This is a genomic window from Enterococcus sp. LJL120, assembly GCF_054871765.1.
Genome location: NZ_JBTXLV010000003.1, coordinates 388,803 through 401,297, shown reverse-complemented (window position 1 = coordinate 401,297; position 12,495 = coordinate 388,803). Strand labels below are relative to the sequence as shown.

The window sequence follows — 12,495 nt, the reverse complement described above, 5'->3', positions numbered from 1 at the left end:
AAAGTATCAACAGAAGGAGGTTTCAATATGAGTAGAAAAAAGAAAGTAGAAAAGAAAATAATTAAGGTGGGATATTGCAGAGTCAGTACAGACGATAAGCAAGAGATGTCGTTAGAAAATCAAATAGCAATGATGGAACAACAAGGTTGTGATTTCGTTTATTCTGAGCATGGTAGCGGTAGAAATGATAACAGACCAGAGTTTAAAAAAATGTTGAGTCATGTGATAAGATTGGCCAATGATGATGTTAACAACGTGTATCTGGTTGTGTTTAAGAATGATAGGCTTTCAAGAAAATTTAGAACTTTAGTCAATACGATTGAAGACTTAATGGATTTAGACGTTAATTATGTTAGCTTAATCGACCATATCGATACAAGCACAATCGGCGGAAAAATGTTTTTTCAAATATTGAGCAGCTTTAATGAATATGAGGTTTCTAATACGCGAGAACGGGTTATTATCGGCCTACAACGTGCCAAAGAAAAAGGGAAAATACTAGGTAGACCGCCTATCACAAAAAAACAATACAATAAATTAATTCGATTGTACCAATTGAATTCTTTAACAGTTGAAGAAATTGCTAATCGTTGCGGTATTAAATCTTCCACAGCATATAAATATTTGAAGAAAGCGAACATACAGCGGAGAAGGTAAAAATCTATTTGAAGAATTGAAATAAGATGGTAAAATAATTATGTTAGTGGTCATCGTGTACCAATAATGCATTAATCAGTTGTTTTATAGAGTATTACCTTAAAAAAATATAACATCTACATAAAGCTTGTGAAGATTGGGTCTCCGATTTTCATGAGCTTCTTTTTTTGCCCTTTTTTCGATTTTTATAAAACAACTGATTAATAGAGCAATAAAATGTTTCACAGCTAGACCTAACTAATTTTCAAAAGGATGAGGTAGAAAGGAAGAGATTTTAATGGCATTTTATGAGTTAGAAAATTTAGAAGATGCAGTAAATGCAAGTCGATTAGCAGTAGAGGAAGGAAAGTTAGTTTTCGTTTTAGCGAATGGAAAACGAGAGGAACACTCTATGGACGGTGAGGTTTCTGCTATGTCGGCAATCGGATTTAGCGGAGACCGACTATCTTGGAAAGAACGTGGTAAAAAAGTGGAGAAACCACTGTCTGCTTTTAAATCTGTGAATGGAGTTCAAAAGGATAAATACAAAAAGTAAAGGAGGAGAAAAACTTTGGAAGAAGAAAATCAACAAAATAGTTTTGGATTTGTTCGAGCACTTTTAAAGCTAGGCTATTATGCAACATTTGTTTGCCAAGCAATCATGGTCATCCTTTGGATTAGCTCAATCTTTTCTCATGATACATCATTTTTTCTAAAAATGAATTTTGTGACGGGGATTCTCATTTTTATCTTGAATACAATTGTTTTAAAAAATGGGTGGGATAAGGTTGGTGGTTCAAATGGGTTTAATACGTTGTATATTTTTACAGGTATTTTGATGGCTTTAAATGTATTCTGTTTGCCCGTTGCCGTTGTCTATATTGCCGTACCGGTTTTCATGAGATACAAAGAGAAAAAGGCAAATTCTATATACAACAAAGATAATTTTTAATTAAAAACAAACAGAGGAGTAAAATTCATGAAAAATAAAATTTTATTGACGACAGGAATTTCCATGCTGGGGTTGTTTGCATTTGCGAATCATGCTTCAGCTGCACAGACAATGAATCGCTTATATAATCCATATTCTGGAGAACATTTCTATACCGCAAGCACGGCAGAAAAAATAAATTTGGTCAATTTGGGATGGAAAGATGAAGGAATTGGATGGACAGCTCCAAATATAGGAGATGCAGTTTATCGCCTGTATAATCCAAATTCAAGCGACCATCATTATACAACTTCATTATCTGAGTATAATTTTTTAAGCACAATTGGGTGGAAACAAGAAGGTATTGGCTGGTATTCTTCAACAAGCAAAGAAGTTCCTTTATATCGCTTGTTTAATCCAAATGTTTCAATTGGAACGCATCATTACACAATAAGCAGAAATGAAGTAAACAATCTCGTACCTCTTGGTTGGCAAGACGAAGGGATTGGTTGGTACGGAGTGAACGCAGATAATTCCAATACAATCGATAAAACGAAACTACAAGCACTAGTTGATAAATGGGACGGAGTTGCACAAGGAGATTATACTTTAGAAACCTATAATAATTTAATCAATGCGCTTAATAACGCAAAATCAATGCTATTGAATGCTGATGCTACACAATATGCTGTATGGTCTGCAGAATCTAACTTAAACAATGCCGTATTAAGTTTGAAAACTGTATCTAATGCTGTAGACAAAACAAAATTACAAGCATTAGTTGATAAATGGGACGGAGTTGCACAAGGAGATTATACTTCAGACACCTATAATAATTTAGTCAATGCGCTTAATAACGCAAAATCAATGCTATTGAATGCTAATGCAACACAATATGCTGTATGGTCTGCAGAATCTAACCTAAATAATGCTGTATTAAATTTAAAAATTGCATCTAATACTGTAGATAAAACAAGATTACAGGCACTAGTCGATAGATGGGATGGAGTCGCACAAGGAAATTATAGTTCTGAGTCATATAGTAATTTAATTAATGCACTTAATAACGCAAAATCAATGCTATTGAATGCTGATGCTACACAATATGCTGTATGGTCTGCAGAATCTAATCTAAATAATGCAGCGCTTGCTCTAAACTAGCTAAACAACCTATGTGCAAAATGAGAAACACATATTAAAATTAGAAAAGGGGACATTTATAGTCTCCTTTTTTTATATTCTCTGGGAGCCGTTTTAAGGTATTCATCAACGGAAAGGTATAATTATGCCAAAACCATTTTTTGATAGCACACGGCTCGACTGGTGGCGACACGTAATCAGTTATTAAGTTTGAGACATTAGTTCAGTGAAGAAAATAAAGTTTGAAATATTTCTGAAAAGGCCATTATTAAATAACTACATTTATGGCGTTCTTATGCTTTGAAAAAAAATTTAACAAAAGCATTTCGATGGAACTAGTTGCAACTATTGGATTTCCACAATTTAAAATCTGCTGGATTACAATAACTGAAATCTCAAGGCACGTGTAAATACTAAGCAAATAAAATAACGATAGCAGATGATAAAAAAATCCAACAACATTATAATTTGGATGCTATACTTATTTAGAACTTAATAAATAAAAAATAATTAAAGCAAATTCTCTATATACACATAGCAGTAGAAATGAATAAAAGAAAAGTAAGAAGTAAAGGTAATAAGTGTTCAATCAACATTATAGGATAACAATTATGAGGAGGGAGGCCATGAACAACAAAGAGAAAGAAATCATACGAGAACTGATTACATTGATGGAAAATAGTAATTATCAGTTAGATGAAAGTAGTCAAAAAGATTTTAATCATCAGGCAGTTTTAATGCTTGAAAAAATCTTGGAAATGGATTATTTAGTGCCATTTATGAAAATTTAGGAGGGAGTGAAATGAAATTAACAAATACTGATAAAAATAAAATTAATTACATATTGAATAGGTTATCTGAACAAAATGAAGTAAATACATTTTTAATTCAGCTATTAAAAAAGATATTAAAAGAGGACAAATAGTTGGATTAATTGCAAAAGAAAATGGGCAACTTTATGTCCTATTTTTTTGCAAATATTGTAAAGATGTTCGGAACATTCATTTTAAAAAATGAAGAGTAAAAATGTCTTTTGAAAGGACTATTTCATTTTTTAAGTTCTAAATGTCATCTGAAATTTATGGAACAGGTGATAATAAAGATGACATCAGAGGTGATATAGATTTAACTTTTTGTCCTAATACTTCAAAGTGAAAAAACAGACATAAAGTTTTATAGGAGGGGTGAAGTGATGTGGAAGAAGCTAGGAATCAAATTAAAGTGATTTATAGTGAGATAACTGGGAATGAATTATTGAATTGCTACCAGTCAATTATTAAGAATAGAAATATCTCGAAAGGTATACAAAAAACTGTAAAAGTAATCGGAAGACCTAGTAAAATCTCAGATAAACAAATTGAGAAAGCGTATAAACTGTGGAAAGCAAAACAAATGACTCAAAAGCAAATTTCAAATAAACTTGAAATCTCAGAAAGAACACTTCGAAGATATTTTAGCGAAAGAAGCCATTAGTATTGCAGTAAATAGATAATCCAGTATTGAAAACAAAAGATATCAACTGGGATTTCATTCATGGAAAGTTGGAGATGCTCTAAATAGGAAATGGGCTCGTTTGAAGTGATTTTTTAGATGGAAAATGTATAGACAAATTGGCAATTGAAATAGATATCCAAAACAAAAGATTTAATCAATTAAAGGGGACTAGGAAAAATTATAAGAGATGATATGGATTTCCTTTTTGGAAGATAGCATATAGACCTAAAAATAAGGAGTTAGTTCCCTTAGGGATATTTTAACTTAAGACGATAATGCAATGTCTATACGAATAATACAATAAAAAGAGATATCAGATTTTAGAACTGACCCTGATATCTCTTTTTATTATCTGTTAAGTAAATTTTTCAGAATTTTTCCACAAGGTAAGATTAAACGATTTGTAGAGTTTACATATTCATCATAACTCATTCCAGAATTATTCTTATAAGAAAAAACATCAACTAAAGAGTCGTTTTGTAAAGGTATATCTGTATTTGGGTGGTCATTGTGTACTGTAAAGAAGGGAATGCCTAGCATATCGCTGACCGCCATTAATTGAAGATAATTATTTTTATCATTAGGGTACGGAGTCCAGTGACCAACTTTCTTAGCCGCACTTCTTTTAGTCTCAAAAAGACAAGAAATCCTATTATCTTTTTCAGAGAGGACAACCATATCCAAGTCTTGTTTCTTCACCTTAATACCATCAAAAGTTGACCGACTCCAAGTATGGAAAGAATCTGTTACCTTCGATAGATTGTTGACTGGTTTCACATTTGTAAAAAAAGAAGTTGCTAAAGGAAGTCCAAATTTTTCAGAAATGAGATGAGCACCAGCATGAATATCATAGTTAGTTCCGTTGATAATTAAATATTCCATATTCATAGGATATTTTATATACAAATTAGGAATATTGCACATTTCAAAATGTTTTAGAATGTCATTAATTCTTGCATATTCGTTTGGAGAAAGTGAATACTCAATTGATTCAACAACTGTTATTCCAGAGATTTTCGTTATATCCTCACACGACCATATTAAAATAGCTGGGCCAGGAGGATTGCTGACAAATATTGGCAAAAAGCTTGAATTACTGTTATACATGTATTGACAAAATAAATCCATAAAGTCAACTCCTTTTTCCTATAACTATATAATAGTTGTTGCTTTCAATCCAGTGTGTTTAGGGACTAGATTTGGTATAATTAGACTTATTGATGTTAAAAGGGAGTTTAATGATATGGATACAAATCTAATGAAACAAATTCGGAAAATTTTAAAAGAATACCCCAAATATTGGCAAGATGAAGAACTCCAAAGAGCTGTGGTTATAAACGATTTGAGAAATTATGATGTATTATTAATATCTGCTTTATTAAAGAATAAGAAGATTCGAGAGGTTTTTAGTATACAAGCAGGTGAAATCTCTATTTTTAAAGTAGAGGAATTTATAGACTTATTAAGATATAAAGATTATTGGTCAAATAGCTATACAAGATACTCTAATACACTTGGATTATCCGCATCTGGAAGATACATTCAATATAATACTGATGTTGTTTTGGAGTTTCCGTATAAAGATACTGTTTTAGAGGGAGGCATGACTAAGGAAGAACAAAAGAAAGAAGAAATATTTTATAATGAGATAATTGCTAAGGATGAAATTGATACTTTATTTGATGCAAAGATTTTAAAAGATGGAAAAATAGTAAACAAAGACGGTGTAAAACCAGTTTCAACTATTTCTGAATCAGAAAACTTAGTGATAAAAGGGAACAATTTAATCGCATTACACTCAATTAAGGAACGATATCAAGGGAAAATCAAAATGATTTACATTGACCCACCGTATAATACTGGTGGTGATTCTTTTAAATATAATGACAGATTTAATCATTCAACGTGGTTAACTTTTATGAAAAATCGTTTGGAGATAGCAAAAGAATTACTAAGTGAAGATGGTAGTATTTGGATTAATATTGATGATGATGAACAGGCATATTTAAAAGTGTTATGTGATGAGATATTTGGACGAGACAATTTTACAAATACTGTTATCTGGGAAAAAAGATATTCTCCTACTAATGATTCAAAATGGTTATCCGATAGCCATGACTTTATCATGATTTATGCGAAAAACAAAGAAATTTGGAGACCTAATTTATTACCAAGAGGCGAGAAACAAAATAAATATTATAAATTCGATGATAATGATGGTAGAGGCAAATGGAGGTCTGATAATGTTTTAGTTAAAACTTTCTCCCAAAGCGGTGTTTTTCCGATAAAGAATCCTAAAACAGGGATTGAATACTATCCACCTGAAGGTAGTGCATATAGATTTAGTTTTGAAACTGCCAAAAGATATCTTGAAGAGAATAGATTCTATTTTGGTAAAGATGGAACTGGAGCACCTCAATTGAAACGATATCTATCTGAAGTAAAGCAAGGTGTTACACCTCTTACTATCTGGAAAAGAGAAGATGTTGGAGATAACCAGGAAGCCAAAAATGAAACTCGTACTTTGGGAATATCAAATGAAATGTTTTCAACCCCTAAGCCAGAAAGATTACTTCAAAGAATTCTTCATATAGGGTCAAATGAAAATGATTTAGTATTGGATTTCTTCATGGGTTCAGCAACCACTCAAGCTGTAGCAATGAAAATGAATAGAAAATTTATTGGTATTGAACAGATGGATTACATTAATACTGTTTCAATTCCTCGACTTCAAAAGGTGATTGATGGTGAACAAGGTGGAATCTCTAAAGATGTTGATTGGCAAGGTGGGGGTTCATTCGTATATGCTGAACTAATGGAATTAAATCAAATATATATGGATAAAATAGACCAAACTACTACTAAAGAAGAATTAATTGAATTGTGGAATGAGCTAGACAATAATGCGGATTTAAATTTTCAATTAGATAAGGAAAAGCTAACCAATGAATTACTAAAGGAACGGGTTGAGGAGCAAGATTCGATTTCTTTTAATGACCTAACTTTCGAAGAACAAAAGAAAATTTTCAAAAAAGCATTGGATAAAAATCAGCTATATGTGAACTTCTCAGAAATCGAAGATAAAGATATAATTATTTCTAAAAATGACAAAGAATTTAACTATAGTTTTTATGAAAAAAGAGGTGATGCATAATGGCAAAAGAACGCCTTTATGAATGGTTAGATACAGAAATGAGAACCATTTCTTATACCATGAATCCCCATGAAGTACCTGATTATGTAAAAACAAATTTAAAAGATGACCTACGTTTTTATCAAGATGAAGCATTTAGAAGATTTCAATTGATGCAAGATGACCGCTATTCAAGTGGGATTAGTGATGCGGGATATCAACGGAAGCATCTTTTATTTAATATGGCAACTGGCTCTGGAAAAACAATGGTGATGGCAAGTCTAATTTTATATTTATATAAAGAATTAGGGTATCAAAATTTTATTTTTCTTGTGAATACAGATGCGATTATTAAAAAAACTCAAGAAAACATGCTAAACAGTAGCTCCGAAAAATATCTTTTTAATCCCAATGGACTATTTATAGATGGAGAAAAAATAGTTATTCAATCCGTAGAAAATTTTCCAGAGGTGAAAGATAAACATACAATTTATCTAAAATTATCTACTATTCAAAAACTCCATGGTGATTTAAACAATCCAAAAGAAAATGGAATTTCATTAGAAAGTTTAGAGGATGAGGATATTATCATTTTAGGTGATGAAGCGCACCATTTTAATGCTTCTACCAAAAAGGAAAAGCAAGAAGAGACTTCTTGGGAGAGTACAATCAATAAAATGTTGTATTTGAGAAATAATAATAAACTTTTGGAGTTTTCCGCAACAATCAATATGGATGACAAATCAATTTCACAAAAATACAGTGATAAAATTATCTATAAATATGATTTAGGTCAATTTATGACCGATGGTTTTTCAAAAAATGTGTTACGTTTACAAGCAACAGATAGTGATGAAATGAAAATAAAAGATGCCATTTTGTTGAGTCAATTTAGAAAATTAATTGCACGTGAAAATGACATCAATTATTTCAAGCCAATTGTCATGTTTAAATCAAGCAAAATTAAGGTTTCAGAATCGAAACAACAAGAATTTAACGGTATTGTTGAATCACTTTCAGTTGAAGAACTAACACGCTATATCAAGCAACGAAAGGCAAGTGTGGTTCCAAATTCTACTTTGGACATTGTTTTTACCTATTACTTAAACGAAGATTTAGATTCAATCATTCGAGAAATACAAGAGGACTTTGAACCTCGAAATATTTTAAATGCCAATGAAAAAAATATGTTAAGTGTGGATAATGCCGTATTGTTAAATAGTTTAGAAAATGTTAATAATCCTATTCGAGTTATTTTTGCAGTAGCGAAATTAAACGAAGGTTGGGATGTACTTAATCTTTATGACATTGTTCGTATTTCAGAAGGTGCCGGTACAACAAGAAATGCTACTGATAGTGAAGCACAGTTAATTGGTCGTGGCGCAAGATATTATCCTTATGAATATGAGAAAAAGCGCAGTTATACAAGAAGATTTGACAATACCAATAATGATTTGAGATTTTTAGAAACACTTCATTACCATACCATAAATGAAAAAGGGTATTTAGCAAATCTTGAGAAGTCTATGAACGCTGTCAACTTGATTACAGCAAATGATGAAACGGTTCGCTTGTTATCTACAAAAATTAAGAATAGTTTTAAAAACACAAAAGTGTTTACACAAGGTCAATTATTCGTTAATGAGAGTCGGCCAACTACTCCCGATGACTACTCTTCGTTAGATAAATTTACTATTCCCAAGGAATGGATAACGGAATATATAGGAAATACATTTGAGGTGAAATTTCAAGATAAAGAACAATTTCAAAAAATTGAACGTCATGAGCAAGCCTTAAATGTGGATAAACGCTATTTCAAAAAAGCCATTCAACGAAATCCATTTTATCGTTTTTCAAATTTGAAGGAATACTTACCCATGTTAAAATCGACAACTGAATTACTGAGTAGCGAGCGATACTTTAAAGGAGTTTCACTCACTGTTTCTTTGCCTAAAGAACAAAATGTGTCCGATTTACTTCCAGAAGAAAAGTTAGAGTTAGTCGACAAATTTTTGGCCTTTTGTGAGGATAAAATCCGCCGGAATTATAAAAAAGAAATCGGCCTAAAAGTCTTTAAACCTGTAGCAATCAATCAAACCTTGAAAGATTATGAAGTTATTGTGCCAAAATTTGAAACAGGGCAACATATTACCCAAAGGATTGATAGCTATCCTATGAAAGGCAAAGATTGGTTTGTTTATACTAACGCTATCATGAATAATCTGGAGTATGATTTGGTAGGCCTTTTAGGGAATTTTATAGACCAATTGCAGTTAACCTACAAGGATATCTATCTTATTCGAAATGATGAAAAAGCAACTCGATTTAAGTTAACTGAATTTGACGGGCCACGAGGATTTATGCCAGATTTTATTCTCTATTTAGCGGATGAAAATTTTGTCTATCAAATTTATATTGAGCCAAAAGGCGAAGACCGTGTTAAAGAAGACAGTTGGAAAGAAGAGATGTTAGGGGCGATTAATGGCGCTGATATCGAAATAATCGGTGAAAATGATTCTGTCAAACTAATGGGTGTAAAGTTCTATAACAAGACCAATAGACGGATTTTTATTGATGATTTATCAAATAAAATTAATAACGGTGAACCTTTAGATGGGAAAATTGAACTGTTGAATGAAATTTAAAAGTGGAAAGAAGAGCTTGTTATAGGTTTTTGAAGAGATTGAAAATATTTTTAATCTGGAAATGCAAGTATATGATTTTATAGAGTAGATAATGTTGAATCCATCTACTCTATTGGCGAATAGTTACAGAAGGATAGGATTTCCTATCCTTTTTTGTGTTCAAACCAGTATCATTCAAAAAATTGTCGTTTTAATTAAAAATAGACATAAAAAAAGATTTCTTTGCAGAACATGGTACAATTGGATAAAAAAGGAGATTTACAACATGGTAAAAATTGGAAAACAGCGAAAAATAAGTAATAGTCGGGAAATTGCGGAAAACTTGATAAATCTTTATTTTGATGAAGAAAAGTCAGAATTACAATATTCAAACATTGTGGAAAAATTAGCTGGTAGCAAGTATCTAAACTTATCAGATAGGATGAAGAATTTAGAATACTATCACAATGAAGATGCTTTTGAAAAGAATTACAAACCAGCTAATGTTTTCGAAAATGAAGTACGAACCGTTAGAGCGGAATTAATTAGAAAAAAGGTTCTAAAAGAAGATACTCAAGCTGGAAGCTATGAATTAACTTCCAGTAATCAGGATGAACTTTTGGAGTTAGTAGACACGTTATTTAACACAGCTGACTCTAAAAGAGAAAGTAAAGTATGGTACGAATCTTTGGATTGGGTTATTAGAAATTATTTAGATATAAGCCTAACACCCTTAACTTTAGAATACTTAACAGACGATGTTCAAGAATTTGTCAATTTCTCTGATAGAAATAGAAGCGAAGTTGAGGGGGTAATTTACAATCGATTAGAAAAAATGAAGAAGATTAATTCAGTCATAAAAACAAAGAACGAATCCGGAGAAACCGTTTACAAATATTTTTTGTAAAGACATGCCCTAGCGTTTTCAATTTATTAAGTAAGGCACTGTTTTTAAGGGGTGAAAAAATGAAAAATAACAGTAAAATTAAAACTGAAAAAACAATCAATTCGCTTTCGGAATTTACAAATTTCCTACTAAAAAAGAGAAAAGAGACTGGTCTTGAATTTGTTTATAGAGGTGAAGAGGATTACCCTAACAATGTCGGAAATTTGACTCCGTACATCTTTAGAAATGACAAGAAAAGAATAGTCGAAAAAGATTTAATTAATGGGGTCATAAATGAACGGCCAAATGACTTTGAAAATTCAAACAGTACTTTAGATGTATTGATAAAGATGCAGCATTATGGAATTCCAACAAGACTTTTAGACATATCGTTTAATCCCTATAAGGCTTTATACTTTTCGCTAGAGAACCCTTTTGATAGGAATAAAAGAGCTGATGGATATTTTTATTTGATTGATAAACGAAACTTCAGCGAAAAAACTATCAATAGTGATGCGGTATCAATTGTATCCTCAGTGTCAAGATTAAGTAATGAAGATAAAAGAGAACTTAGTGAAACCTATAAATTTTTTCTTTTATGTAAAGCTTTAATATATAAATTATTAATACTAAACATTGAACAAAGCACCGATATTAAACCTAGTCACATAAACTCTGACAATACTTTAATCGAATTTGAACGACTTTCAAAAAAATTAATTATGGACTATGAGCTAAAAAATATTGAGTCATTTCTACAGACAAAAATAAAAACTCTCGGTAACCCTGAAGAACTATTTTCATTTTATCAAACTAATGCTAGCATAAATGAATTTGGAATACCATTTTGCTCCCATGAGGATATAGAAAAACTTTTAACATATATAGAAAAAGAATATAAAATCTTGTTGGGAAACATTGAAAAAGATTTGCCAATCTATATTCAAGATAGCTTGAAAGGAACTGAAATAAACAATTTCTATTATTTAAAAAAGAGTTTCAACCATTTTTTTATAGTCGAAAAATTATTGCATGAAGTTCGTAATTTTAATCCTGGATTTACTAATGGGATAGTAATGGAAGATTTGGTAAAAAATTTTTTGATTCTCCCTAGAAATACCAATCAAAGAATTATCAATCAAGAAGGTGGATTTATTTTAAGTGGGTTGCAGCTTTCTAATAAAAATATATTAATTAAGGATGATAAAGTGATTATTATCAAGATACCATATAAGAGTAAAAAAGCTATACTAGATGAATTAGAAAGCTTGCATTCTATATCCGAAAGCTATATTTATCCTGAGTTAGACCATTACAATTTTCGAAAATATGAAAAAAATCAATATACGGTTGATGACCACAGAATAAAAATTGATGGTAGTACAGTCACAATATATTCTGAAACTGAAGGTAAGTATCTTCAAAATAGGCAAAACTTTTTACTAGCTACTTTAAAAAAATGGAACGATGGAACATCTGAAGTACCTACCAGCACCACTACTAATGCAGAGCTTGCGAAGAAAATCTTTAATATCCTCCATGATAGAAATGAGAATATTAAATAGTTTAAATGCTTATCAAAATTAACAAACAAAAGTAAAAAATTCTCAACAACTTATTGAAATATCAATTTAAAGAATATTACTAATAT

12 protein-coding genes are annotated in these 12,495 nt (G+C 31.0%); 11 read left to right on the top strand and 1 reads right to left on the bottom strand.

Features of this window, described 5'->3' with window-relative positions; all coding sequences use genetic code 11:
* Positions 1-27: 27 nt before the first annotated feature.
* The 7 genes from ACYSNU_RS07165 to ACYSNU_RS07135 all read left to right on the top strand — a co-directional run bounded on the left by ACYSNU_RS07165 (position 28) and on the right by ACYSNU_RS07135 (position 4,180).
* The gene (locus ACYSNU_RS07165; RefSeq protein ID WP_461736493.1) at positions 28-657 is read left to right on the top strand and encodes a recombinase family protein; all 630 of its coding nucleotides are present in this window, start codon (positions 28-30) and stop codon (positions 655-657) included.
* Between the two features lie 277 nt (positions 658-934).
* Positions 935-1,192 (top strand): hypothetical protein, encoded by a 258-nt coding sequence (locus tag ACYSNU_RS07160; RefSeq protein WP_461736492.1) that lies wholly within the window; start codon positions 935-937, stop codon positions 1,190-1,192.
* A gap of 15 nt (positions 1,193-1,207) precedes the next feature.
* Positions 1,208-1,588 (top strand): hypothetical protein, encoded by a 381-nt coding sequence (locus ACYSNU_RS07155; RefSeq protein ID WP_461736491.1) that lies wholly within the window; start codon positions 1,208-1,210, stop codon positions 1,586-1,588.
* 27 nt (positions 1,589-1,615) lie between these two features.
* The gene (locus ACYSNU_RS07150; protein WP_461736490.1) at positions 1,616-2,728 is read left to right on the top strand and encodes a hypothetical protein; all 1,113 of its coding nucleotides are present in this window, start codon (positions 1,616-1,618) and stop codon (positions 2,726-2,728) included.
* 605 nt (positions 2,729-3,333) lie between these two features.
* Positions 3,334-3,498, top strand: coding sequence for a hypothetical protein (locus tag ACYSNU_RS07145; protein ID WP_461736489.1), 165 nt, complete (start codon positions 3,334-3,336; stop codon positions 3,496-3,498).
* 11 nt (positions 3,499-3,509) lie between these two features.
* Positions 3,510-3,632 carry a hypothetical protein gene (locus ACYSNU_RS07140; RefSeq protein WP_461736488.1) on the top strand — a complete coding sequence of 41 codons (123 nt, stop codon included), beginning with the start codon at positions 3,510-3,512 and terminating at the stop codon, positions 3,630-3,632.
* Positions 3,633-3,901: 269 nt separating this feature from the next.
* A complete protein-coding gene (locus ACYSNU_RS07135) occupies positions 3,902-4,180 on the top strand; it encodes a helix-turn-helix domain-containing protein (RefSeq protein WP_461736487.1) in 279 nt (92 codons plus the stop codon).
* A 369-nt stretch (positions 4,181-4,549) separates the two neighbouring features.
* Here the strand turns inward: ACYSNU_RS07135 and ACYSNU_RS07130 are convergent, their stop codons facing one another.
* Complete coding sequence (locus ACYSNU_RS07130; protein WP_461736486.1) at positions 4,550-5,329, bottom strand: hypothetical protein; 780 nt, start codon at positions 5,327-5,329, stop codon at positions 4,550-4,552.
* A 115-nt stretch (positions 5,330-5,444) separates the two neighbouring features.
* Between ACYSNU_RS07130 and ACYSNU_RS07125 the strand changes: the two genes are divergently transcribed.
* From ACYSNU_RS07125 to ACYSNU_RS07110, 4 genes are all read left to right on the top strand, one after another.
* Positions 5,445-7,355, top strand: a complete 1,911-nt coding sequence (locus ACYSNU_RS07125; RefSeq protein WP_461736485.1) for a DNA methyltransferase — start codon at positions 5,445-5,447, stop codon at positions 7,353-7,355.
* A complete protein-coding gene (locus ACYSNU_RS07120) occupies positions 7,355-9,979 on the top strand; it encodes a DEAD/DEAH box helicase family protein (protein WP_461736484.1) in 2,625 nt (874 codons plus the stop codon). The genes ACYSNU_RS07125 and ACYSNU_RS07120 overlap by 1 nt, the downstream gene beginning before the upstream one ends.
* A gap of 265 nt (positions 9,980-10,244) precedes the next feature.
* Positions 10,245-10,865, top strand: coding sequence for a hypothetical protein (locus ACYSNU_RS07115; protein ID WP_461736483.1), 621 nt, complete (start codon positions 10,245-10,247; stop codon positions 10,863-10,865).
* 59 nt (positions 10,866-10,924) lie between these two features.
* Complete coding sequence (locus ACYSNU_RS07110) at positions 10,925-12,409, top strand: FRG domain-containing protein (protein WP_461736482.1); 1,485 nt, start codon at positions 10,925-10,927, stop codon at positions 12,407-12,409.
* Positions 12,410-12,495: the final 86 nt, after the last annotated feature.